The organism is Yersinia intermedia (genome assembly GCF_900635455.1).
Lineage (GTDB): Bacteria > Pseudomonadota > Gammaproteobacteria > Enterobacterales > Enterobacteriaceae > Yersinia > Yersinia intermedia.
The window spans coordinates 2,942,952-2,968,052 of record NZ_LR134116.1 but is presented as its reverse complement, the minus strand read 5'-3'; the positions used below and the strand labels follow the sequence as shown (position 1 = coordinate 2,968,052).

The following is a 25,101-nucleotide window of genomic DNA, read 5'->3' as shown; positions in this document are numbered from 1 at the left end:
CTACGTGTATGCTCCGGGTACTGCGCACTGTACGCACTCAGTCTGACTTAGCTCGCTACGCCTTGAATGGATGTGCATTGAAAGCATTCAAAATAAGAATCAATACCCTATCACCGCTTTTGATGGATATAGGTCAGCGCCAGCGCCATCGCCAATACCAGCCCTTTGATGATATCCATGGCATAATAAGGTACTGACAGCATCACCAGCCCGTTTTGTAATACGCCCAAGATCACCGCACCAATTAAGGTGCCGAAAGCATTGGGTTTGCCAGAACCCGCCAAAGAGAAACCGATATACGCCGCCGCTACGGCATCCATTAGGTAGCCACCCCCGGCGTTCACTTGCGATGAACCAATCCGTGATGCCAACAGAATGCCACCCAGCGCCGCTAACAGTGAAGAGAGCACATAGGCCAGCACCCGATAACGCACGGTACGGATACCCGCCAATCGAGCGGCTTCTGGATTCCCCCCAATCGCATACATACGCCGACCATGTTTGGTTAGCGACAGATACAACTGCACTACAATTGTTACCGCCAACATTATCAGCACAATTACCGGTACTTGGCCCAGTGCTGAAAACATCTCAGGTATGACACCTTCCGCCATATCGCCGCTGGGTAACAACATATTTTGCGTGATAGATCCGCCATAGCTGTAGGTCATCGCCACGCCCTGAATCACAAATAGACTGGCAAGGGTGGCTAGCATGTCAGGGATCTTCAATACCACGATCAGAAACGCGTTAAACAGACCGACCAAGGTACAAATCAAGAGCGTCAGAATAATGGCACCGGTGGTACCAAAACCGTACCAGACAAATAGCGATACCACGATGGCATTCGCCAGTGAGGCGGTTGAACCCACCGACAGATCAAAACCACCAATCGACAGCGAAATCGACACCCCAATGGCAATCACCGTCACGATGGCGATGGAGCGCAAAATATTGATAATATTGTTTGGATCGAGGAAGTTATCCGATGTCAAGCCAAATAACGCGATTAGCGCCACAACGGTGAGCAACATCCCCCATTTGTAGAGAAAATCAAAGAGCTGATGACGCCATGGTTGTGCGTCGGCTAGGGGGATTTCTTTGTTCACTGAGGGGTTCCTCCAGTAGAGAATAGTAATAATGTCTCTTCATCAACATCAGCGGCGTTCAGTTCGGCGACAATACGCCCATCCCACAACACACAGATGCGAGAGCATAAACCGACCAATTCTGAGAATTCACCGGATGCATAAATAATGCCTTTCCCACTCTGGGCTAAACCGTCAATCAGAGTGAACAGGTCTTGCTTGGCTTTGATGTCGACCCCTTTAGTCGGTTCATCAAAAATCAGTACCTGCGCATCACCGCGCAACCACTTGCCTATCGCCACTTTCTGCTGATTGCCTCCCGACAAGCGCGCGAGTTTCTGTTGCGGCGAAGAGGTGCGCACCCCAAGGCGCTGAATTAATGCTTTGGCCCAATTCAATTCCTGACGGCGGCTAAAAATACTCCAGCGGGAAAAACTGTCATCGGCGGCCACACTGAGATTCATCGGAATCCCTTCGTGGATAAAAATACCTTCTTTGCGCCGCTCTTCCGGTACCAATGCCAATCCTTGTGCGACAGATTGGTCGGGCGACCGTGGTTTCCAGGCTTTACCTTGTAATTCACCACTGTCGACACGGCTGGGTGTTGCGCCAAACAACGCTTTGCACAGTTCGGTTTTCCCCGCACCGGCTAACCCAGCAATGCCTAGGATCTCCCCTTCATGCAATGTCAGGGAAATATCACGCAATTTGTGTTGATCATGTAAACCACGTACTGCCAGCAGTGTTTTACGGCTGACCACCGCTCGCCGCGGGGGGAAAATATCATCTAGCGTATGGCCAAGCATTTTTTCCACAATCTGCTCGCCGCTTAGCTCACCCATGGCATCATGGCTCACACGCCGCCCATCACGTAACACTGTTAATTGATCGCAAATTTCGCGTAATTCATGGATGCGATGTGAAATGAAAACGATTGCTATGCCTTCCGATTGCAAGCGGCGGACTACGCGGAATAAGCGTGCGCTCTCTTCTTGATCCAGTGGTGCGGTGGGTTCATCTAAAATCAAGAAACGGCATTGGTGGGAAAGGGCGCGGGCTAATAACACCTGTTGTTTCTCTGCCAGCGTGCAGGATGCCAAACGTTGACGCACATTCAATTTAAGATCAAGTTGCCTGAGTAGCGCTTCTGCCTGACGGTAAAGCTGTGGCCAGTTAAACAGATGTCCCCGCTCCGCCAGCGTATCCAGCATAATATTTTCCGCCACAGACAGGGTGGGGATCAGCGCGACATCAACCTCTTGCTGAACCACATGGATACCCTGTTTTTTAGCTTGTCGGGGGGAATGAATATCTATCTGTTGGCCGTCAATATAGATCTCACCACGATAGTGACTGTGAGCGCCGGAAAGAATAGCCATCAAGGTTGATTTTCCAGCACCATTAGCACCGACCAGAGCATGGGTAGAACCACCTTCCAGTGTAAAATCAACTTGTTGCAGGGCATGAAATCCAGAAAACGAAATAGAGATATTACGCATCTCAAGGCGGGAGGAGTTAATACTGGACATAAATTTCTGTGACTGCCCTATAAAGTATATTGGCGACCTACCCTTTTTGGCTCTTCCGGGAAAGGTTTACGAATTCTCTCAGGCCAACTCACCGGAGAAACAGGCAGTCAATAATGCTGCTGATAGCTTTCTTTTTTAACACAGTTTCTATTATTCGCAACAAACTAAAGTACTTAAGGTATATCAAAAAATTATTAAACATTGTTGGCTTACCCCTTAAGATGAGAAAAACAGCGATAAGAATGTCATTCAAAAGGAACGGCGATGAGCACGAATGCAATCCGGGTACAGGTAGGCCCGGCCAACTATTTTTCTTTTCCGGGTGCTATCGACAAACTGAGTGAGTTCTATCCTCCGGCGGTACTGGATAAGGCACTGTGGATCTTCGGTGAACGCGCCTTGGCGGCAGCCAGTGATTACTTGCCCACCGCGTTCCACGGGCCACAAGCGGTGCGTGCTGCGTTTTCAACCCATTGCAGTGAGTCTACTGTTGCTGATTTAGTGAAAACGGCGGGCAATGACCGCCAGGTGGTGATCGGTATCGGCGGTGGGGCAGTATTGGATACCGCAAAAGTAGTGGCGCGTAAGCTGGGGTTGCCACTGGTCGCTATCCCGACTATCGCCGCAACCTGCGCCGCCTGGACGCCGCTATCCGTCTGGTATAGCGACGCTGGGCAGGCACTGAATTTTGAAATTTTCAATGACGCCAATCAGTTAGTATTAGTGGAACCGCGCATCATTTTACAGGCCCCAGTGGAATATCTGTTGGCGGGTATTGGCGATACGCTGGCGAAATGGTACGAAGCCGTGGTACTTAGCCCACAGCCGGAAACTTTATCGCTCACCGTTCGCCTTGGATTACAGGCTGCGTTGGATATTCGTAATGTGCTGCTAAAGCAAAGTGAGGCCGCGTTACAAGCGATTAAACAAGGTGAACTGACGCAAGACTTTCTGGATGTGGTGGATGCGATTATTGCCGGTGGGGGCATGGTCGGCGGGTTGGGGGAGCGTTATACCCGGGTCGCGGCGGCACATGCGGTACACAATGGCCTGACCCTGTTGCCACAAACAGAACATTTCCTGCACGGCACCAAAGTGGCTTACGGTATCTTGGTCCAGACAGCCCTGCTGGAGCAGGATGATGCATTGCAATCGCTGATTATTGCCTTTAACACATTAGGTTTGCCAACCCATTTAGCGGCGCTGGATGTTGATATCAATGACCGCGATGCTATTGAGCGGGTGATTGGCCGAATTCTGAAGCCGAGTGAGTCAATTCATTATCTGCCAATTGCATTGAATTCAGACAAACTGTGGGCGGCAATTGAGCGAGTAGAGATAGCGGCTCAGCGCTGATAGCACGCGGGAATAGCCATTTAGATCAAACTGTCATAAGAATATTGTTTCAAGTGCTTTAACATCTTGTTTTTTGCTCTCAACTTAGGGCAAAATACGCACCATGCAATAACCGACGTTTAAACGCGTCGGTTATTTTTTTGCATTCATGTTTTCACAAATAAAGAGGCCGGACAACGATCCGGATAGATAAACAGGTCCGCGAGCGATTATTCACATACTGAAATCGCCGTTATGAGGAAAGAAAGATGGGGCAATTATTCACACTGGCACCGGTGCCCACCGGTATGCGCTGCACATGCAGCGATTATGGCGCAGCAGGTATGGCAAATACCCGTTACTCCGCTCTCATTTCCCCACTTACGTATCCCAGGCAGATACGAAGTTTCCCCGTCACCTCTAACCTGTGCGCTACACTTGCGAATCGGGTTAAAGGTATGGGGAGGCTGAATCATGACGCATAACGCTACTGTCGCAGTCGGTACTAACCAAACGGGTACTAACAACCGCGTTCAACTCAGAAAAACACTGACACTGGTCCAAGTGGTGATGATGGGTCTGGCTTATTTACAGCCGATGACCATTTTCGATACTTTTGGCATTGTATCTGGCTTGACCGATGGTCATGTCGCGACCTCTTACGCCATTGCGTTGATTGCGGTGCTATTCACGGCAATCAGCTATGGCAAACTGGTTAAACGCTTCCCGTCTGCGGGGTCGGCGTATACGTACGCCCAGAAATCCATTAGCCCGAATGTTGGCTTTATGGTGGGTTGGTCATCACTGCTGGACTATCTGTTCATGCCGATGATTAATATTCTGTTGGCAAAAATTTACCTCGAAGCGATTTTCCCCGGTGTGCCATCGTGGATTTTTGTTGGCGCGCTGGTCAGCTTGATGACGCTGTTCAACCTGCGTGGTATCAACGTGGTAGCAAACCTGAACTCGGTTATTGTTGTGGTTCAGGTGGCTATCATGGTGGTCTTTATGGGGCTATTGATTCATGGCGTTTATCAGGGTGAAGGTGCGGGTACATTGGTTAGCCCACGCCCATTCTATTCTGAAAATGCCCATTTGGTGCCAATGATAACCGGGGCCACGATACTGTGCTTCTCATTCTTGGGTTTCGACGGCATTAGTTCATTGTCTGAAGAAACCCCCAATGCCGGTAAAGTGATCCCGAAAGCGATTTTCTTGACTGCATTGATTGGCGGCGTGATCTTTATTGTGGTGTCTTATTTCTTACAGCTCTATTTCCCGGATATTTCGCGCTTCACTGATCCTGATGCGTCACAGCCGGAAATTATGCTGTTTGTTGCTGGCAAATTCTTCCAGTCAGTTATCTTGTGCTTCTCCTGTGTCACGGTATTGGCATCAGGAATGGCGGCACATGCTGGCGTTTCGCGCCTGCTGTATGTGATGGGTCGCGATGGGGTATTCCCAGAAAAAGTATTTGGTTACGTGCATCCGAAATGGCGGACTCCGGCAATCAACGTACTGTTGGTCGGTGGCGTGGCATTATCTGCTATTTCCTTTGATCTGGTGACGGCAACCGCATTGATTAACTTCGGTGCGCTGGTGGCCTTTACCTTCGTTAACCTGTCAGTGATTTCACAGTTCTATATCCGTGAACGCCGTAACAAAACGTTCAGGGACCATTTCAGCTACCTGGTTCTGCCAATGATTGGTGCAGGAACGGTGGGGGTGCTGTGGATGAATCTGGAAAGCAGTTCAATGACGCTGGGACTGGTGTGGGGCGCAATTGGCCTGGTTTATATGATCTGGAAAACCCGTGCTTTCCGCCAGGCTCTGCCTCAGTTTAATGGCGAACTGGCACAGTAATCGCATCTGATATTGCGTAATTGCTGACTAAAACGGAGCCTGATGGCTCCGTTTTCTATTGGATAACCGACTGTGATAACCCTAGCTTACCAAGCCTCTGGCATACTCAAACAGTGCTTTCAGCAGAGCTAACTTCTCTTTATCGTCTTCATACTGGTTATAGAATTGCTCCAGTTGCAGCACGTAGTCCTGCACTCTTTCAGGATTGAGGGCTTCGCGGCGATGCGCTAGCCAACGCTGTTGCTCACTGTCGGTTAGCGTATTGGGGTAATTACGGGCGCGGAAACGGAAAAATAGCGTTTCCAGTCGTGGATCTTGAAAGGTTAAATCCAGCGCGGGCAAGTTTTGCGGTTCAGTTTGTAAAATGATCTTCATGGTGGCGCGGTCGGCATCGCTGAAGAAGCCATTATACAGTTGTGCATCGACATCATCGGATACCGCAAAGGGTTCGGCTTCGGCGAACAGTGCCACCACTTTTTCGCGTACTTGCGGGTTTTGCCGCAATAATTGCAAATTTTGCAGACAACGTTGGCGATCAATGCCCAAACGTTCAGCATTTTCTGGTAATAACGTTTTTGCAGGGGCCAGTACCGGGCATTTATTGATATGTACCAGTTTGAGTGGCACTGCTGCATCTTGAGTATTGAGTTTGTCGCGGCGGGTATACAGGCGCTCGCGCAGTGTATCGCTATCCAACGCCAGTAATGGCGACATATCACCGGCCAGATCACACATAATCACTGCATTTTTATTCTCAGGATGCCATGCCAACGGCGCAACCCAACTGGTATTGCCCCGAGCTGCGCCAAACATGCCAGAGACATGAACCAGCGGCGTCATCTCAGCGATATCAATTAAGGCATTTATTTTATGCTTACTGCGGTGTTGATATAGATAGTCGAATAGGCGGGGTTGCGCCTGTTTGACCAATTTCGCCATCGCAATGGTGGCATGCACATCTGACATTGCATCATGGGCATGCAAATGCTCCACGCCATTGGCTTTGGTCAGGTGTTCGAGCTTGAAACTCGGCAGGCCATCTTCATTTTCCGGCCAGACAATACCTTCCGGGCGCAGGGCGTAACACGCCCGCATCACATCTAACAGATCCCAACGGGAATTCCCCCCTTGCCAGCTATAGGCATAGGGATCGTAAAAGTTGCGGTAGAAAATATTGCGACTGACTTCATCATCAAAACGAATATTGTTGTAACCGAGGATACAAGTGCCCGGCACATTGAAAGCCTGATGGATTTGGCGGGAAAACTCCGCCTCATTCACACCATTAGCTAAAGCGTGTTGTGGCGTGATACCGGTTATCATCACGGCCTCTGGCTGTGGCAAATAGTCATCGGCAGGTGCACAGTAAATGACCAGTGGTTCCTCGATAATATTGAAATCCAAATCGGTACGCACCCCGGCAAACTGCGCTGGCCGGTCCAATGCCGGGCGCTGACCAAAGGTTTCATAATCGTGAATGTAGAAAGTAGGTTGCTTATTTTTATCTGACATTATTCGGTTTAACCCTTTTTACTATGGTCATTCTTTAGTGATGATAACCGTTCTGGTGGTAAGCCGCAGTGACCAATGACGTGAGCGTTAGAATATCATTTCAGGTGCGCCGAGACGTTAGGATTTATTTTGACATACTTATGTTTCGCCAAAAGCATGTCGATCTAATGAGTATTTACCTACCGTTTACTCGGCTATTAATACAATTCGCCTACTAAATGATACTGTAGGACTCATGGTGAAAAAACTTCTGCTAACCGGCGCAACAGGGTTTCTGGGCGGGGCAGTGCTTGAAAAATTATTGTTGGCAGACGCCGATTTTAATTATTTACTATTAGTGCGGGCTACTACCCCGGAGCAGGGGCTAAGCCGCATCCGCGAGAATTTGGCGAAGTTTTATCTCCCTGCTCAGCGGCTAAATAAAATAAATATCGATCATATTTTATTAGGTGATCTGGCTGAACCGGATAGCTTTATTAATGATCCACGTATCGATGATGTAACTCATGTTATTAATTGTGCTGCTGTCGCGTCATTTGGTAATAACCCCTTAATCTGGAAAGTGAATGTAGACGGCACCTTGGCATTTGGCAAAAGAATGGCAAAAGTGGCAGGTTTACAGCGGTTTATCCACGTTGGTACCGCCATGTCATGCACACCTGATGCCGGAACGGTGGTTAGCGAGCAGGTATTATCTGCACAAGATGATGCGCATTTAGTGGAATATACCAAGTCCAAATCGGCCATTGAGCGGTTGCTGGCAGAGCAATGCCCAAGTTTACCGCTGGTATTAGCCCGGCCATCGATTGTCGTTGGGCATACCCGTTTGGGGTGCCAGCCCTCCAGCAGTATTTTCTGGGTATTTCGCATGGCACTAATGCTGCGTAAGTTTATGTGCTCATTAGATGACTATATAGACGTTATCCCGGTCGATTATTGCGCGGACGCGTTGCTGTGTATTTTGCTCCATCCCCACTTGACCGAAAATATTTATCATATTTCTGCTGGGGAACAAGACAGCGTCAGTTTTGCTGAAATTGATCAAGCCATGTCCTCGGCGGCACGGCAAAAACCGATGGGTACAGAGTATTGCCAGGTAGACTACGGTGCTCTGGTGCAGATGCGTAAGCAATTGAAAAATATTTTCGGCCCCTGTAATGAGCGCTTAATGCTCAAAGCCATGCGCTTATATGGCTCTTTTGCGGTGTTAAATGTGCGGTTCAGTAATGAGCGCCTGCTCAGTTTGGGTATGCCAAGATCACCACGCTTCACCGATTACATTGCCTGTTGTGTAGAGTCCAGCCATGGAATAACTATCCAGCAACAAATGGCGGTTGATTTTAAGTAAGTATCTCTCCCCGCGTGACGACAGTTTGCGTGATGGCTCATCAGCACGTGAGCGAGAGGTTGCCGCCGAGTTAAGTGAAATTGCGGCCGAACTGAAATCATGGATGTTGGCGGTAACGCAGGGGTAGCAGGTAGAAACGTCCATTTATGGCTATGTTTGGCTGAGTATGGAGCGAACCAAACAGCTTGAGGAACTCGACGATCTGATTAATATGACATTGCGCAGGTGATCTCTCGCCGCTAAAGGCAGATGAAATTTCTGTCTGGCGGGTAAAGCAGGTAAGATAAGCCAATGAATCTTGTCACCAGGTACGACAAAGCGGTATGGTGCAGGTAGCCTGGTCACCAGCAATTGAATTTGTGTAAAACTTAAGTGAAGGTGTAAAAATGGATAATGCAATTAAGCCGACTTTCCAGGACGTTTTGGAGTTTGTGCGTATGTTTCGTCGCAAAAACAAGTTGCAGCGTGAAATCGTTGATAACGAAAAGAAAATCCGTGATAACCAAAAACGCGTTCTGTTGCTCGATAACCTGAGTGATTACATCAAGCCAGGGATGAGTATTGAAGAAATTCAGGCCATTATCGCGGACATGCGTACTGCTTATGAAGATCGTGTTGATGATTACACCATCAAAAATGCCGATCTGTCTAAAGAACGTCGTGAATTGTCGAAAAAACTGAAAGCGATGGGCGAAGTTAAGTAACTTCACCACGGTTTAATAGCTTATTTTAACGCTATTAAGAGAAAGGCTGGCATTAATTGCCAGCCTTTTCTTTTGGCTAAAACGGCCTTAGCTTGACGGTTTGTTCTGCCGCAAGAAACTAAATGCCGGGATTTTCGCGCCTTTGACAAAGATAAACGCCAGCAGTAACGAGCCCCACAGCGCCATAGTGATATAACTACTGACACCCATGATATTCAACCCGCTTTCCAGCATTTGCAGCAGGAACAGCGCCAGTACAATGCCGAAAACTTTGCCAAATCCACCATCGGGATTTACCCCACCCAGTACGGTTGCCAAAATAGTGATCAGCAACAGCGACTCACCGTAGGATGCTTTGGCTGAGTTCAGTTTTGACATCATTAATAAGGCTGCTACCGCACACAGTAATGATGAAATCACATACACCCAAACCAGTGTGCGGCGCGTGTTAATCCCAGAGAAGAAGGTGGCTTTCTCATTAGAACCGGACAAATAGATTTGGCGACCTAGCGGCGTTTTAGCCAGAATTAGCCAGATGGTTAGCGCTACCGCGACGAACAGATAAAGTGGCACTGGCACACCGAGGAAGTTGCTGCGATCCAGTGCCAGTACATAGTTCGGGAAGTTTGAGATAGCCGAACCTTTGGAGATAAGCACGTTCACGCCTTTGAGCAATGTCATGATGCCCAAAGTGGCCAGAATAGGGGATACTCGCACCACCGAGATAAGTATCCCATTGATAAGCCCCACAACCAATGCTACCGAGGCACCCGCCAATAACATCAACATCATTGAACTGAACGTTGGCGCAAGATGGGTGCAAACCCACGCCATCACCAGGGCACTGGCGTTAGCGGTAGCAATAATCGATAAGTTAATGCCACCGGTTAACATAGTAATCGCCATTGCCAGGGTTAATACCCCCGCGACAGGGATTTGCGAGGCGATGGATTGGAAGTTAGCTGCCGACCAAAATACCTGTGGAATAAAGAGGCTGAATCCCACGCCGACCAGCACCAGCAGGGTAACCAGCCAGCGTTCAGTATGATCACGTTGCGTTGTTTTCGACATGGTTATATCCCTACCTTATGGCGTTGGCCCCAGGCCGTCACACTGATACTAATGACAATCACCAGCCCGATAACCACGGTATGCCAGTACGACGAAATACTCAGTAAATTCAAACCATTTTGTAATATTGCCAGCAAAATCACGCCCAGCAACGTACCGGTTAGCGTCCCACGACCACCCACAATACTGGTACCGCCGAGCACCACGGCTGCCAGCACCGTTAGCTCATAACCCAGCAATGAATCAGGTGCGACGGTTAATACGGTATAAGACTGTACTACGCCGGCGATGCCGGACAAAAAGCCCATATAGCCATACACGAACAGTTGCAGTTTGAGAATGCTAAACCCCATGCGTGACGCTGCTTCCTGATTGCCCCCTAAGGCATAGATTTGCCTGCCAATGCTGGTGCGGGTCATCAGTAGAGCGGTAACAATAATGGTAATTAGCAGCGTTAGAATAGGGAGCGACAGGCCGTAGTCATAACCATCGGCAGCGGTAAAGGCGAACAGCATTGGCCCGTGTTCAAACCATTCAGGGTAGCTATATAGCCAAACACCACGGCTGAGGTACAACAGTAAGCCATAGAAAATATTCAGTGTGGAAATAGTGATAATGATCGACGGCACGCGCAAGCGGTTAACCAGCAGCGCATTAATCAAGCCCAAAAGTAGGCCGATACCGCCAGCCAGCGCAAAAGCTACCGGGAAGTTGCCACCAAACTTCACAATTAATGTCACCATGACATATTGTGAAATAATGGTCATCGCAGGGAATGAAATATCAATGCCGCCAGAAATTAATACGATAAATAAGCCGCAGGCCAAGATGGTTAACATGGCATAGTTATTTATCAGATCATAAATATTGGCAAGGGTCAGAAAATCTGGGCTGGTGAATGCAAGATAAGTCGAAATAAGCAAAATAGTGAATGCCAGCATCACTTCATGGCGTTTTAGTTGTTCTTTATTGAATAAACCTGTTTTACCTGCCGCAGATTTATTAACTGCATGGGGATTAGCCATTTACTACCTCCGCAATGGCTGTTTCGCTGCTGTTACCCGGTAAAAATTCTTGTACCAGTCGCCCGGCCCGCATGACTAAAATACGGTGGCTATTGAAATAAGCTTCATCAATTTCATCGCATACCATTAATACGGCGATGCCGCGAGCAGCTAATGCATTGATAATATTATAGATACCGGCTTTGTTGGCGATATCTACGCCCACGGTGGGTGAGTCAAGGATCAAAATTTGTGGATCGGTTGCCAGCCATTTTGCGATGGCAATGCGTTGCGCATTGCCGCCAGACAGCGTATTGACCGGAAGGTCGCTGTTGCCGATTTTGATCGACAGGTGTTTCACCATATCCTCGACCAGCGTATCGACCCGCTCGGTACGCATCAGATGGAACACGTTTTTCAGGCGATGCAGAACCGTGGCACTGATATTGTCACGAATGGATTGTTCCATAATCAGCCCGGTGCTCATTCGGTCTTCAGATACATAACCGACCCCTGCCGCAATAGCATCACGGTTACTGTTGAAATACATCGGTTTATCGTTAATTCGGATGGTGCCTGACTCCGGTGAGGTCAAACCGAATAAACTAAGACACAGTTCAGTGCGGCCAGAACCGAGCAGGCCCACCAACGAGACAATCTCCCCCGGATGCAGCGTCAATGAGATGTTGTGATATTCGTTACTGCGACAAAGCTCCTCCACGGCCAGTACCGGTGGACGGGCGGCACTGTAGGGGGGGAGCACCTGAAAATCGAATTTCATGCCGGTCATCAGCCACGCCAGCCGCTGGTTGTCCACTTCGGCGGCTGGGTAAGTGCCAACCCAATCACCATCCTTTAGCACCGTGATGCGGTCTGATATCTCCAGCACTTCACTTAATCGGTGGCTGACAAATACCACGCAGATGTTGCGTGATTTCAGTTCATGCACCACACGCAATAAGCCGTTAACTTCTTGTCGGGTGAGGGAGGCGGTAGGTTCATCCATCACAATCAATCGGGCATCCTGTGCCAAGGCACGGCAAATAGCCACCAGTTGCTTCTGGGCGATGGGCAAATTTTCAACCAGTTCATCCAAATTGAGATGCGCATCGATGCTACTTATCACCTGCTCAGCAGTGGCACGCATCTGGCGTTTGTCCACCCATAAGTGATGGTGATAGTGGTTCATGGCGATATTCTCAGCCACAGTCAGGTTCGGGAATAACGACAAGTCCTGATAAATCACTTGAATCCCTAACCGAACGGATTCAATAGGGGTCAGGCTTGAGTATGTTTTGCCATCAATGGTAATCGTGGCATCCGCATCGGGTTGATAGACACCAGAAATAATCTTGATCAGGGTGGATTTGCCACACCCGTTTTGCCCTGCGAGGCAATGGACTTCACCGGGTAACAGGGTCATGGCCACTTTATTTAGCGCTTTTACGCCATAAAAGGTCTTACTAACATTTTCCAGGGTAATAAATGGCTGCATATATCCTATATCCTTTTGATCCCTAATGAATTAATTGCGGGGCCAGACAGGGCGTCCGGCCCCGCAATAACTTAGTGAATCAATACAGTGAATCCACGTTGTCTTTGGTTACCCGTAATACATTGTGGAACTGGATCAGATGCTTATCTTGGTCAACTTCAGCTTTACCCACGCCAGGAATTTCCATACCTGACTCAATTTTTTCACCTTTCAGCACTTTGTTCGCAACGGCGGTCAATGCATAACCGGCAGAACCTGGGTCATAGGTCACGCCCATCGCGATATCACCGCTTTTAATCAGAGATGCCGCCTGTGAAGGGATCATCATACCGAAGACATGGACGTTGTTTTTCGCGCGTTTCTCTTTCACTGCACGGCCTGCACCGATCGGACCTTGCGAACCGAAGGCGACAATACCTTTCAGGTCACTGTGCGCTTTCATCAAATCGAGCGTGGTACGGCGTGAATCATCAATACTTTCGGCAACGGGCATACGGCTGGTCACCTCGAACATATCGGGGTAGTGCTCTTTCTGATATTTAACAAACAGATCGGCCCACAGATTATGTTGTGGCACGGTCAGGCTGCCGACATAAATCACATAACCGCCTTTACCGCCCATGGCTTTTGCCATCTCTTCCACGTTATCTGCTGCAAATTTGGCGTTATCGATGATTTCAATATCCCAGTTAGCACTTGGTTGCCCTGGAGATTCATTGGTTAACACCACAATACCGGCTTCACGGGCTTTCTTGAATACGGGCTCCAGCACATCGGCATCGTTAGGTACGATGCTGATAGCACTGACTTTTTTGGCAATTAAGTCTTCAATGATCTTAACCTGCTGTGGGGCATCGGTACTGGAAGGGCCAATTTGATAGGCTTTGATAGCCAGATCTTTACCGGCACGTTCCACACCTTCACCCATGCGGTTAAACCACGGCATACCGGCGATTTTGGAGATATTAACCACTTCTACTTCCTGTGCCAGCGCGCTGCCTGAGCACACCATCATGCTGAACAAGCTGGCTGCCAACAGGGTTTTCACACTCAATTTATTCATCTAAGGCTCCCGGAACTCATGTAGGTTGAGGTCGTTGCTATTTAAGGTATTGGTGCAATATTCAAAATGCTGTATTACATGAATTTTATTTATGTTTTTAAAAAAATGAAGATTTAACAGGAAACAGATTTTACATCTTCACTACATTTCCTGTAGGACGAATCTAATACCTTGATAGCAGTTTCCCCCATATACATGAATGCTATTTACATGGACAAAATAGCTGCATTCCCTGTTTGTGACTGGAGTCATGATTTTTGGGGGCAAGACAAAGAGAATTACATAGAAATGGTACGCGAAGAGGTAATAACAGCGATATTTTCATGGATATTCTGGTTCAGATGATTCACCACTTTTCGCTATCATGGCCTGATGCTGAATTACGGGTTAACGCACGCCACCGGGTACCATGGTTAACAGGTGCTGGCGTGGATAATGGCGGTTGATGTTGCGCTGCTGCAATTGCCAGTACACCTGCTCCACGTCATGACGTTGACGGTCAAGTAATAATCCAACCACACTGCCACTGTGGGCTACGTTCAACCCGTATAAATCCAACTCCTCCACCAGTTGCAGCAGGGCGGTAAAGTCTGGTTTTACCAGCAAACGCTGGCTGGCTTGCGCACTCAATGTGGTGGCCTGGCCCAGCAGTGAACAATCGCGGTGCTCGGCGGCTTGGGTAAACAGTTGCCATGCTCGCTCCAGCGAGGTGGCACTTGCCAGTAGCGCCGGTTGGCGATCACGGCGGTGGAAATCCTCAGTTTTGAGGAGCTGCGGGCTTTCCAGTAACAAAATATCTATCGCGGGCTGCCAGTCATAGGAGATTTGTGTTGCGGCAGTTTGGTGGTCAAACAGTGTCAGTTGCCGAAACAGCGTGCTGTCAGTGGGTTCTAACCGGACGCACAGTGCTGCCAGCGCAGCTTCGTTGAGTGTTTCACCGAGATGGCGGGCGGTTGCCAGTGCAGTGGCAGCGATATCGGCGGTACTGCTGGCAAGCCCTTTTGCTACCGGAATGGTGGAATCAAAACTGATGTGCAGGTCATTGACCCTTTCCGCAGGCTGGTCAAAATAGGCCAGTACCGACCGCAGCATCTGGCGCATGCGTGGGCGTTCATTCTTGCCCGGTACACCGTCGGTTACCGATACCGTACTAAACCAGTTGACCGGGCAGGAGATAAGCTTCTCACCACCCAGTATCCAGCCCTGAATCAGCTCACCACAAGAGGCCGGGCAACGGGCTTCAGCCATGACCAAAGATCTGCTGTAAGGCACTGATCAGCCGTTGGTTATCTGCTGCGCTTTTGATTGCCACACGGTAGTGGTTGCGGGTTAGACCGGGGTAATTCGCACAATGGCGAATCAATATATGATGCTGCAACAACGCATGTTGCAGATTAAGTTCAGGTTTAAGGCAGCGCAGGAAAATGTAATTGGCGCACCCTTGCCACACCTGCAACGCGGGTAGGGCGGCTAAATGCTGATATAACCAAGGCCGCTGCTGCGCCAACCATTGATGCGTGGCTTGAATATAAGGTTGGTCGTCGAGAATAATCTCACCCGCCAGTGCGGCAAAAGCATTGATAGTCCAAGGCTCGCGTTGCTGTTTCATTTGCGCCAGCGCTGCCTGATCGCCACTGAGCAGATAGCCAAGGCGCAATCCCGGAATGGCAAAAAACTTGGTCAGTGAGCGCAACAAGTATAAGTGTGGGAAATCTGCTAATTGAGGGGTAAGCCCCGGCGCATCTGGCAAGAAATCGATAAAAGCTTCATCGATAATCAAAGCAATGTGGTGCTGATGGCAACACTGCACAATGGCTTGCAGCAATTTGGCATCCGGCATCAGGCCGGTCGGGTTGTTGGGTGTCGCCAGAAATAGGCAGTCTGGGCGCTGTTGGGCTAATAGCGCCAGTAGGCGTTCATCGGGCTGATAGCCATCTGCCTCACTCATCTGGTAATCATGAATCTGGCAGCCGACCCGTTGCAGGGCGCGGCGGTACTCAGCAAAGCCTGGTGTCAACAGCACCGCAGTGCGGGGTTGCAGATGCTGCACCACCGCGTAAATCAGCTCAGTAGCACCATTGCCCGCCATAATATTCTCTGGCAGGCAGTGGTGAGCGCGGGCCAACGCTGCGTGTAATTGGCGATACTCAACATCAGGATAGTGTTCGGCACGGGCCAATTGTTCGATAATCGCCGTTTTCAAGGATTCCGGCATGCCCAGCGGATTAATATTGGCACTGAAGTCAATGATATTGGCTGCATCTGTGCCGATTTTCAGTGCCATTTCCAGCACATTCCCACCATGCTCACTCATTGCTACTCTATTCCCCTATATAGCTTGTGTGTTTAGAGTACCATACCCTTCGCCCTTGATGCTGTAGGGTTGTTTGCTACGCACACTTACCCGAATCACTTACTTGTCGTTGACCCTATATGAATAAGCTCATCGGGATGCGTTTACTTGCTGCCTACCTACAACGCCAATGACGTTGGCTATATCAGCGAGGGAATAGCGTTTAGCGACAATAGCTCCGGCGTGAAGGCGAGCACATCCCGTAGGCGTACCACGTCACCAATAACAATCAGCGCCGGTGCCGATAAACCCTGTGCGGCAACCTGATCGGCTAATGTGAGCAGTGTGCCGCTGGCAACTTGCTGTTGCTGGTGGCTGGCGTACATCACCACGGCGGCAGGTGTTGTGGGGGCTTTCCCCCCGGCGACCAACTGCTGGCAAATGGTTGTCAGTTGTGTCATCCCCATTAGGATAATCAGCGTACCTTCCAGCTTGGCCAATGTTGCCCAGTCCTGTGGCTCATTGCCTTGGCGCAGATGGCCGGTTATCACATGAAAGCCTGAGGCATAATCACGATGTGTTACCGGAATACCCGCATAAGCCAGCCCGCCAATGGCAGAACTTATCCCTGGAACCACCTCAAACGGAATACCGGCCAACGCCAGTGTTTCAGCTTCTTCACCGCCACGGCCAAAGACATAAGGATCACCGCCTTTGAGCCGCACCACATTCAGCCCACGTTGAGCGCAATCAACCAGAATTTGATTGATCTCCGTTTGTGGTACCAAATGGTGGTTGGGGTTTTTGCCCACATTGATCATTTCACAACCATCAGGGGCTTCTGCCAGTAACTCAGCACACACCAAACGGTCATAGACCAGCGCATCAGCGCGACGAATAACATGTAATCCCTTCACCGTAATCAGCGCGGCATCCCCTGGCCCTGCGCCTACCAACCAAACTTTCCCACTTTTCATATTGCCTCTTATTGTGCGGCGAGGGCCGGTTGTACCGGCAGATTCAGGGCCACGCGAATGACATCACGGGCAATCATTAATTCTTCATTGGTATTGACGATAGCAATCTGTACTGGCGCCGAGTCATGTTGGATAAACGACTGATTGCTGATATTTTTCTCTTCGTCCAACTCGATACCGAGGAAGGCCAAACCACGGCAGATTTGCTGGCGGGCTGTGCGGGCATTTTCACCGATACCGCCGGTAAAGATCAGTGCATCAATTCCGCCCAGTTGCACGATATAGCTGCCAATCACCGCGCGGATACGTTCGGCAAAGAGTTCGAGCGCCACTTTGGCACGCGGGTTGCCATTGGCGGCGGCTTGTTCGACATCGCGATAATCGTGGGAGATACCGGAGACACCCAGTAAGCCGGATTGATTATTAATCAAATGGTTGATTTCACTGGCACTTTTCCCTTCTGCTTGCTGAATAAACGGTAGGATGGAGGGGTCAATATCACCGCTGCGGGTGCCCATCATAATACCGGCCTGCGGGGTGAAGCCCATCGAGGTATTCACCGACTGGCCGTTGCCGATAGCACAAATGCTGGAGCCGTTGCCAAGATGGCAGGAGACAATACGCAATGCTTCCAGTGGCCGCCCCATTCGTTCGGCACAAACGGCACTGACATATTTATGACTGGTGCCATGGAAACCGTAACGGCGAATACCCAGTTCTTCATAGTAGCGCCACGGTAATGGATACAAATAGGCGGTCTGGCTCAGCGTTTGGTGGAATGCGGTATCAAACACCGCCACCGCTCTGGCATGGGGCAGGGCATGTTGGAACACCCGGATACCAAGCGCATTAACCGGATTATGCAGGGGGGCCAGTGCGCCAAGCTGTTCTATCTTATCCAGCACTTCGGGAGTTATCACGACCGAATCGGCGAATGCTTCACCGCCGTGCGCGACACGATGGCCGACACCGGTAATTTCATCCAGCGAATCAATAATATTGTGTTCAATCAGCGCGTGAAGTAGGTGTTCAGCACCTTGGCGGCAATCGGAAATGGGCAGAATTTCGCGCCATTTCACATCTGTGGCGCGCAGGTTAAATATCGCATCATCCATACCGATACGTTCGATTAATCCCTGACAGATCACATGCTCATCAGGTAAGGAAAACAACTGAAACTTCAACGAAGAACTGCCGGCGTTAATCGCCATAATCTTACCGGGCATGCGACTCTCCAGAATAATTCAAATAAGTAATAAGGTCGGTTAATCCCTCACCGCTCAGCGCCGAGGTCACAAATAGGTGTTGCGCGCCCGCCTGTGTGAGGCTGTCAGCGGCCCAACGCAATTGGTCCGGGTGGCTAACTGTGTCGGCTTTACTGATAATGCCAATCACCGGTTTGTTGAAAACCTGCGCCAACATTGGGGCAAACCAGCTTTGGGTTGCATCCGCATTTTGTACCAGTCCGACGATATCCGCTTCACAGGCACTCGCCAGTAACGCACTGTATAAACAGCGGTTTTCCAAGTATTCACCGGGAGTATCAATGGCATTGTCCTGCCAGACGATGGACTGGGTTTTCTGGTAATTAAGTGCTTCACCCTGCAAACGCTGGATAAGCGAGGTTTTGCCGCACTGGCTAGGGCCAATCAACATGATGCGTTGCATGGCATCAGGTCCGGGTCATCGGGCAGGCGGTAAACTTCATCATGTCGCCGAGGGTATGGATCACCTGTTTCAGTGCATATTCCACCGCTGATACATCACCGGTAAACACCACTGCACCGGTGAAACGGTCGATAAAACCAATCTCAACTGCACCGGATTTGGTGGCGATATCACTGGCAATAATCGAGGCTTCGCTAGGCGTAATGGTCAAGATGCCAATGGCGCTACTGACATCATTCAGCCCCAGTTTTTTGTAAAGTGCCTTATTGGGGTTGGCTATCAGATGCGCCAGGGTTATCTGTTTACCGGGAACATATTCCTGAATCACGCGCTCGGGGGTGCTGCTCTTTTCCATCATGCCTCCTGAACTAACTGACGCCATAGCGCCTCATGGGGCCGTGGGATCACTGAGCTGTAAACCAATAATCCCTTCTCACCGGCACACTGGCTGGCAACGTCCACGGCAGTTTGTACATCAGCAATATCGCCGCTGAGCACCTGATAGCATTTGCCGCCGATGCCAAACGCCATATGGATCCGCACCAGCGTGACATTGGCCGCTTTGACCGCGCGGTCGGCGGCAGTAATACAGGCCGCCACACTCCAGGTTTCCACCACACCTGCCGCCTGGCGGTTCTCCACCGTATTCAGGCCGCTGATCGCCGGCAATACAGATGGATGAAGGTTGGGCAGGACGATGCTATCGACCAACAGATGCCCACTGTGCCGCTCACCGTTTTGTACCGATTGGGTAACGGCACCGATATCGCCACCGACCATCAACAGATATTTACCGGGGCACAGGGTTTTGCTCACCAATAGGCTGACGTTAGCGCTTTTCAGCATCAAATCGCAGACTTCCATGCCCTTGGCGATACTGCTTAATTCAACAATTCCAATGGCTTGTGACATAGCCCTTCCTTTTAATAAACGTCAGCCCGTTTAAGGGTGATGGTATTTGCGCTAATAGCCGTGACCGTGCCGCTGATACTGGCATGCACCGGTGCGCCTAACGCGTTATTCGGAATTTGGCCAATAAGTTGACCGTGATCGACCCGTTCGCCGACCGTGACGATGGCGTCGGCGGCAGCCCCGATATGCTGGCGCAATGGCAATACCACCTGTAGTGGCTGATAGTCCTGTTCGCTGAATGGCGCGGCCTGATACCAGTCGGTGAGATCCAGACGGGCAATCAGCCTTGATATCGGTACCATGCGGTAATTAGCCATCGGATCGGCCTCACGTAGCGCCCCTTGATAGCGGGCACCTTGCGCCCGCAACTGCGTTTTCAGCAGGCGGTTAATGCGCATCGGTGAAATATCCACCGGGCAGGCGTAACTTTCACAAAGCCCGCATTCCGAGCAGGTCAGGGCGCTGAGTAAAATGTCTGGTGTGGCAACTTGTTGATAGGTTATCGCGCGCACCAGCAGATGCGGGGGAAGCTCATGGCCAATCAAATGACGCGGGCATAACTCAGTACACATGCGGCACTGCTCACATACGGTACGAGCAATGGCTAGCACATCCTGGTCGCTGCGGGCGCGGCGGGTAATCAGTAAGTGGTCAGCGGGCAGCACCAACAGGCCGCCGGTAGTTTTAGTTACCGGTTGGTCAAGGTCATGCAGGGCATGACCCATCATTGGCCCGCCATTGATATAGGCCGGATTGTTGATGGTAGCCCCTCCTGCCAGCGCCAGAACCTCGCGCAGCGGGGTACCCAGCGGTACCGTCAGGGTTAAGGGTTTCGCCACTGCACCATTTACGGTCAGGGTGCGGCGAGTCACCGGCCACTGCTGTTCCACCGCCCGTGCCACATTGAGTAGCGTTTGCACGTTGTTCACCACCACGCCGATGCTGACTGGCAGCGCCGCAGGTGGCACCCGGCGGCCAGTTGCCAGCCAAATAGTGATAACCTCATCACCGGCGGGATAGACATCGGGCAGAATATGTAGCCGGATTTGTGGCGGTAATAGTGGGGTTAGTGCGGCAATCGCCTCACTATATTTGGCTTTTAAGGCGATGATGCCTTCGCGTGCGCCGGTGGCTTTCATGCCATACAGCACACCGCGCACCAGTCGGGCTGCCTGGCGCGGCATCAACTGCTGATCCACTTTCAGCATTGGCTCGCACTCAGCCGCATTGACTAGAAAAATCTCAGCCTGCGCTTGTAGCTTCACTGCCGTTGGGAAACCCGCACCCCCGGCACCGACCACACCCGCGTGCTGAACCCGTTGCTGAATAGTCACGGCATCACAATCAGCCAGTTCACCGTAGGCGGGTAGCAAGCAGGTATCCGCACTGTGTAGGTCACTCATAAAGCGCCTCGATAATCCCACGGATATCATTGCCGTCAGCCGCACGCGGGTTAGTGCGCAGTGTCACATCGGCAAGTGCGGCGGTAATTATGTCGGGAATACGTTGCTCTAACTGGCCCTCATTGATTTTCATCGCGGCCAGCGGCTGAGGTAATCCGCACTGGCGTTTGAGTTGTTCAATCTGATGGACCAATTGGTTGACTGCGCTGCGCTCATCGCCATTTTCCGCACTGAAATGGCACAGTTTTGCCAATCGCGCATAGCGTTTACATGCCCGCGCATCAAGCGCGTTAAAGCGAATCACCGGCACCAATAGCAAGGCATTCGCCAAACCGTGCGCGATATGAAATTGCCCCCCCCAACTGGTGTGCGATAGCATGATTGATGCCCAGACCAGCCTGGCTGAATGCCATGCCAGCCAGCGTGGAAGCGTTGTGCATCTTGCCTCGGGTAATCAGGCAATCACCTTTGCGGCAAGCGGTGGGCAGGTGGCGGAACACCAACTGCACCGCTTTTTCTGCCAGCGCATCAGTAAAGTCACTGGCACGCGGGGAAACATAGGCTTCCAACGCGTGAGTCAACACATCCAGCCCGGTATTGGCGGTGATAACTGGCGGTACGGTAACCACCAGAGCCGGGTCCAGAATGGCGATGTCCGGGTAAATATCATCGTCAAACAGAGGGTATTTAATACTTTTTTCTGGGTCGCTGATCACACAGGCACTGGTCACTTCTGAACCCGTGCCGCTGGTGGTCGGGATAGCGATACAGGTCTCGATCTCTATCCCTTGTTTACGACTGAACCAGACAATGGCTTTCGCCGCATCTAGTGCGGAGCCGCCGCCAAAACCAATCACCACATCGGGGCGCAAGGCATGCATCTGCTCAATGCCTTTAACCACGGTGTTAATGTTCGGGTCCGGCGTAATGTCGCTGAACAGACTGATTTGGTTATCCTCTGCCAGCACCTGTTTTAAGCGATCCAGCAACGGTGAGGTGGCCAGAAAGCCATCGCAGACAATCCAGATTTTGCGTTGATGGAAGCGTTGCAGCACCTTAAGGCTGCCTTCCCCGCTGTAAATACGTGTTTGCAGGAAAAAAGTCTTCATACGTCCTCGCTCAGCGAATGGAAAAACCGTTAGTCAGCACACAGCGGCGCTGGCGCGCAAAGGTGCGAGCCGAGGTGGTGCCTTCGCCGGTCGGGGTGGCGATGGTAAAGGTGGTAAAGCCTTCACCGCCGACGCCTATCCCGGCATAGGACGGGCCGTTTTTAACAAAAATAGAGGTTTGTAACAGTCGGGCGGCCAAATTCAGGCGCGAGACATTTTGTGAGTGCATGGTGGCGGTATGGTGCAGGCCACCTTCCACTTGCAGTGCCAGCGTCAGGCCAGCATCAAAATCCTTTACCCGGACCACCGGTAACAGCGGCATCAGTTGTTCGGTAGTGACCAGCGGATCGTCACCAGCCACTTCAACCAGCAGCAAGCGCGGTGCTTTGGCCGGACAAGCGATGCCCGCCGCTTTCAGCAGTTCAAGCGGGCTTTTACCCACCAGATTCTTATTGGCGTGGCCTTGAGGTGTCAGGCAGGCTTTGCGCAGGCTATCGACCTCTTGCGGATTACTGATCAGCAGCGCATCGAAGGCTTGCATCTGTTGCAATAGCCTGTCGGCAACACTCTCCACCACGATCAGGCTCTTTTCAGCGATACAGGGCAGGTTATTATCGAATGAGGCTCCTGCCACGATATCCTGCGCCGCTTTTACCAATTCAGCCGTTTCATCCACCAGACAAGGTGGGTTACCGGCACCGGCACCAATCACTTTTTTGCCGCTCTTCATGCCCATTGCCACAATGGCAGGCCCGCCAGTGATGGCCAGCAAGGCGATTTTGTCGTGCGCCATCATCTGCTGAGTGGCTTCAAAGCTTGGCTCTTTCACGGTCACCACCAGATTGCGAATACCGCAACTGTTGAAGATGATTTCTTCAATTTGGGCGATTAAATCCAGTGATACTGATTTAGCGCCTGGGTGTGGGCTAAAATAGATGGCATTACCGGCCGCCAACATACTGATGCTGTTATTAATAATGGTTTCGGTTGGGTTAGTGCTAGGGGCAACGGAACCTATCACGCCAAAAGGCGAGTATTCGAATAACACCATGCCGCCATCGCCGGTCAGCGCCGTGGTGGACAAATCTTCAATACCTGGGGTGTTTTCTAACGCTGCTTTATTTTTCAGTAATTTATCTTCTTTGTTCCCCATGCCGGTTTCACTGGCACCGCGTTCTGACAGTGAGGGCAACTGTGCTTTTAGCTGTTCACGCAGGGCGCGGATAATCGCGCTGCGGGTTTTCATCGGGCTTTGTTGATAACGCAAGAATGCGTTATGAGCGGCATTGACAGCTTCATCCACGCTGGCAAAAATGGCGCTGGAGGCAGACGCAGATGTGGGCGTCAGTTGCTCAATGAGGATAGTGCGAATGAGAGATTCAAGGTCATTGGTATTCATTATTCATTCCTCAGATGTAAAGCCGATATGGCCGCTTCTGCTATGTGCATATCTTGTTCGACGCTACCGCCGCTGATGCCTAACCCCCCCACTAATTGGCCGTTACGCCATAGCGGGTAGCCACCACCAAAGCTCACTACTTTGCCACCGGTACTGGCCTCAAGCTGGAACAGGTCGGCCCCCGGTTGTACGGCATCGCTAAGTTGGTGAGTTGCTGTTTTCATCGCCACAGCGGTCCAGGCTTTTTTCGGTGCCAGTTCGCTGCTGACCAGCAAGGTGTCGGGCATGCGGTAGGTCATAATCATGTTGCCGTGGCGGTCAGCCAGTGCTACGACCACAGCAATTTGTAATTTCATGGCGGCATCGACCGCCAATTTAACTAACTGATGAACATCAGAAAATCCAAGAGAAGCCGTTGTTTGTGGCTGACTTGTGGCTGGGGGGAGGGCTGTTGCCGCCAGATAACGGGCCACCACGGTTTGCGTGGTGTGTTGTAACTGTTGGCGCTGGTCTTCATCACGGGCCAGTGCGTACAGGCAATCCGATAAACGGTTTAGATATTGCAATAACACTGGGCGTACCGGGACTTGTTCAGCCAGTTCAATCAGCCGCCGTTCACAGCGCCGTGCCAGAGTGCGGGCAAAATGCAATCGGCTACCGGCTTCACTGCTACCCGGCAGGATAAAACCCTGTACCGGTGGCAGCCCCGCCATACAGCGGTCTACGGCTTGCTCCAGCGCTTGGATCTCAGGTTCATTAATACTTTTGCGCCCGGCAGGCGGTGTTGCGATACCTTCGCTTGCCAATTCAGCGCTGAAATAAAACAACTGATGTTGTATGGCATCGAGTAATTGACGGTTTTCCTCGCCCTGCGTCACGCGGGCACACAAGCTCAGTGCTGCATTGAGTTCATCCAGCGTGCCGTAAGTTTCCACCCGGGGATGGCTCTTTTTCACACGTTGCCCGGTGAACAGGGCTGTGGTGCCTGCATCGCCGGTTTTGGTATAAATGCTCATAAGGTCCCCGCTCAATCAGTAAGAACATTAATCATCAGTAAGAACATTCATCGACGATGGCGACAATCGCCAAATCGATGGCATCATTCGGCTCGGAAAATACCCGTCTGGCACTGGAACCGCCTGACAGCAAGACCAAATCGCCCTGACCGGCACCGACGGAATCGACGGCCACTTCGTCCGGTGTTTTGCTGTCGGGTGGCAGTGAGCCATCACCGGCAACACGGCGTACCAGCAGCAGCTTCCTACCGATCAACGTGGGTGATTTTTGCGTTGAGACCACGGAACCTACCACTCTGGCCAGTTGCATGA

At 50.9% G+C, this 25,101-nt stretch carries 23 protein-coding genes and 2 pseudogenes; 6 read left to right on the top strand and 19 right to left on the bottom strand.

What is annotated here, in order from left to right; all coding sequences use genetic code 11:
• Positions 1 to 110 precede the first annotated feature (110 nt).
• Together EL015_RS13580 and EL015_RS13575 are read right to left on the bottom strand one after the other, a co-directional pair.
• Complete coding sequence (locus EL015_RS13580) at positions 111 to 1,109, bottom strand: ABC transporter permease (protein WP_032906856.1); 999 nt, start codon at positions 1,107 to 1,109, stop codon at positions 111 to 113.
• Positions 1,106 to 2,617 carry a sugar ABC transporter ATP-binding protein gene (locus EL015_RS13575; protein WP_005187757.1) on the bottom strand — a complete coding sequence of 504 codons (1,512 nt, stop codon included), beginning with the start codon at positions 2,615 to 2,617 and terminating at the stop codon, positions 1,106 to 1,108. Before EL015_RS13575 ends, EL015_RS13580 begins: the two co-directional genes overlap by 4 nt.
• A gap of 264 nt (positions 2,618 to 2,881) precedes the next feature.
• Between EL015_RS13575 and EL015_RS13570 the strand changes: the two genes are divergently transcribed.
• The 3 genes from EL015_RS13570 to EL015_RS13560 all read left to right on the top strand — a co-directional run bounded on the left by EL015_RS13570 (position 2,882) and on the right by EL015_RS13560 (position 5,815).
• Positions 2,882 to 3,973 (top strand): oxidoreductase, encoded by a 1,092-nt coding sequence (locus tag EL015_RS13570; protein WP_005187760.1) that lies wholly within the window; start codon positions 2,882 to 2,884, stop codon positions 3,971 to 3,973.
• 248 nt (positions 3,974 to 4,221) lie between these two features.
• Positions 4,222 to 4,437: a hypothetical protein gene (locus EL015_RS22095; protein ID WP_032906857.1), complete on the top strand. Its 216-nt coding sequence runs from the start codon at positions 4,222 to 4,224 to the stop codon at positions 4,435 to 4,437.
• Positions 4,427 to 5,815 carry an APC family permease gene (locus EL015_RS13560; RefSeq protein WP_005187764.1) on the top strand — a complete coding sequence of 463 codons (1,389 nt, stop codon included), beginning with the start codon at positions 4,427 to 4,429 and terminating at the stop codon, positions 5,813 to 5,815. The genes EL015_RS22095 and EL015_RS13560 overlap by 11 nt, the downstream gene beginning before the upstream one ends.
• Before the next feature lie 81 nt (positions 5,816 to 5,896).
• On the opposite strand, the gene sbcB is transcribed toward EL015_RS13560, so the two are convergent.
• The gene (gene sbcB / locus EL015_RS13555) at positions 5,897 to 7,327 is read right to left on the bottom strand and encodes an exodeoxyribonuclease I (RefSeq protein WP_005187767.1); all 1,431 of its coding nucleotides are present in this window, start codon (positions 7,325 to 7,327) and stop codon (positions 5,897 to 5,899) included.
• A 238-nt stretch (positions 7,328 to 7,565) separates the two neighbouring features.
• Between sbcB and EL015_RS13550 the strand changes: the two genes are divergently transcribed.
• The 3 genes and pseudogenes from EL015_RS13550 (at position 7,566) to tmaR (ending at position 9,379) form a co-directional block, all read left to right on the top strand.
• Positions 7,566 to 8,675, top strand: coding sequence for an SDR family oxidoreductase (locus tag EL015_RS13550; RefSeq protein WP_032906865.1), 1,110 nt, complete (start codon positions 7,566 to 7,568; stop codon positions 8,673 to 8,675).
• Between the two features lie 13 nt (positions 8,676 to 8,688).
• Positions 8,689 to 8,904: pseudogene (locus tag EL015_RS22090) on the top strand (FUSC family protein); the annotation flags it as partial.
• 157 nt (positions 8,905 to 9,061) lie between these two features.
• Positions 9,062 to 9,379, top strand: a complete 318-nt coding sequence (gene tmaR, locus EL015_RS13540) for a PTS system regulator TmaR (RefSeq protein WP_005187773.1) — start codon at positions 9,062 to 9,064, stop codon at positions 9,377 to 9,379.
• Positions 9,380 to 9,466: 87 nt separating this feature from the next.
• On the opposite strand, the gene EL015_RS13535 is transcribed toward tmaR, so the two are convergent.
• The 16 genes and pseudogenes from EL015_RS13535 to EL015_RS13460 all read right to left on the bottom strand — a co-directional run bounded on the left by EL015_RS13535 (position 9,467) and on the right by EL015_RS13460 (position 25,099).
• Positions 9,467 to 10,450, bottom strand: coding sequence for an ABC transporter permease (locus EL015_RS13535; RefSeq protein ID WP_005187777.1), 984 nt, complete (start codon positions 10,448 to 10,450; stop codon positions 9,467 to 9,469).
• A 2-nt stretch (positions 10,451 to 10,452) separates the two neighbouring features.
• On the bottom strand, positions 10,453 to 11,475 hold the full coding sequence (locus tag EL015_RS13530) for an ABC transporter permease (protein WP_072088651.1): 1,023 nt from the start codon (positions 11,473 to 11,475) through the stop codon (positions 10,453 to 10,455).
• Positions 11,468 to 12,949, bottom strand: a complete 1,482-nt coding sequence (locus EL015_RS13525; protein WP_005187783.1) for a sugar ABC transporter ATP-binding protein — start codon at positions 12,947 to 12,949, stop codon at positions 11,468 to 11,470. Before EL015_RS13525 ends, EL015_RS13530 begins: the two co-directional genes overlap by 8 nt.
• Positions 12,950 to 13,028: 79 nt before the next feature.
• A complete protein-coding gene (locus EL015_RS13520; protein ID WP_226715553.1) occupies positions 13,029 to 13,964 on the bottom strand; it encodes an autoinducer 2 ABC transporter substrate-binding protein in 936 nt (311 codons plus the stop codon).
• A 435-nt stretch (positions 13,965 to 14,399) separates the two neighbouring features.
• On the bottom strand, positions 14,400 to 15,260 hold the full coding sequence (locus EL015_RS13515; protein ID WP_032906858.1) for a GHMP family kinase ATP-binding protein: 861 nt from the start codon (positions 15,258 to 15,260) through the stop codon (positions 14,400 to 14,402).
• Positions 15,253 to 16,326, bottom strand: a complete 1,074-nt coding sequence (cobD, locus tag EL015_RS13510) for a threonine-phosphate decarboxylase CobD (protein ID WP_053011625.1) — start codon at positions 16,324 to 16,326, stop codon at positions 15,253 to 15,255. Before cobD ends, EL015_RS13515 begins: the two co-directional genes overlap by 8 nt.
• 179 nt (positions 16,327 to 16,505) lie before the next feature.
• Positions 16,506 to 17,282: a uroporphyrinogen-III C-methyltransferase gene (cobA, locus tag EL015_RS13505; RefSeq protein ID WP_005185279.1), complete on the bottom strand. Its 777-nt coding sequence runs from the start codon at positions 17,280 to 17,282 to the stop codon at positions 16,506 to 16,508.
• Between the two features lie 8 nt (positions 17,283 to 17,290).
• Positions 17,291 to 18,508: an acetate/propionate family kinase gene (locus EL015_RS13500; RefSeq protein WP_032906369.1), complete on the bottom strand. Its 1,218-nt coding sequence runs from the start codon at positions 18,506 to 18,508 to the stop codon at positions 17,291 to 17,293.
• On the bottom strand, positions 18,498 to 18,950 hold the full coding sequence (locus tag EL015_RS13495; RefSeq protein ID WP_005185284.1) for a EutP/PduV family microcompartment system protein: 453 nt from the start codon (positions 18,948 to 18,950) through the stop codon (positions 18,498 to 18,500). The genes EL015_RS13500 and EL015_RS13495 overlap by 11 nt, the downstream gene beginning before the upstream one ends.
• Before the next feature lie 4 nt (positions 18,951 to 18,954).
• The gene (pduU, locus tag EL015_RS13490; RefSeq protein WP_032813079.1) at positions 18,955 to 19,305 is read right to left on the bottom strand and encodes a propanediol utilization microcompartment protein PduU; all 351 of its coding nucleotides are present in this window, start codon (positions 19,303 to 19,305) and stop codon (positions 18,955 to 18,957) included.
• Positions 19,305 to 19,862: a BMC domain-containing protein gene (locus tag EL015_RS13485; RefSeq protein ID WP_005185285.1), complete on the bottom strand. Its 558-nt coding sequence runs from the start codon at positions 19,860 to 19,862 to the stop codon at positions 19,305 to 19,307. The genes pduU and EL015_RS13485 overlap by 1 nt, the downstream gene beginning before the upstream one ends.
• 11 nt (positions 19,863 to 19,873) lie before the next feature.
• On the bottom strand, positions 19,874 to 21,265 hold the full coding sequence (locus EL015_RS13480) for a 4Fe-4S dicluster domain-containing protein (protein WP_032906371.1): 1,392 nt from the start codon (positions 21,263 to 21,265) through the stop codon (positions 19,874 to 19,876).
• Positions 21,258 to 22,374 (bottom strand): annotated as a pseudogene (locus EL015_RS13475) (1-propanol dehydrogenase PduQ). Before EL015_RS13475 ends, EL015_RS13480 begins: the two are co-directional and overlap by 8 nt.
• Before the next feature lie 10 nt (positions 22,375 to 22,384).
• On the bottom strand, positions 22,385 to 23,773 hold the full coding sequence (locus tag EL015_RS13470; protein WP_005185292.1) for an aldehyde dehydrogenase family protein: 1,389 nt from the start codon (positions 23,771 to 23,773) through the stop codon (positions 22,385 to 22,387).
• On the bottom strand, positions 23,773 to 24,789 hold the full coding sequence (locus EL015_RS13465) for a cob(I)yrinic acid a,c-diamide adenosyltransferase (RefSeq protein ID WP_032906373.1): 1,017 nt from the start codon (positions 24,787 to 24,789) through the stop codon (positions 23,773 to 23,775). The genes EL015_RS13470 and EL015_RS13465 overlap by 1 nt, the downstream gene beginning before the upstream one ends.
• 34 nt (positions 24,790 to 24,823) lie before the next feature.
• The gene (locus tag EL015_RS13460) at positions 24,824 to 25,099 is read right to left on the bottom strand and encodes a EutN/CcmL family microcompartment protein (RefSeq protein WP_005185294.1); all 276 of its coding nucleotides are present in this window, start codon (positions 25,097 to 25,099) and stop codon (positions 24,824 to 24,826) included.
• Positions 25,100 to 25,101 lie beyond the last annotated feature (2 nt).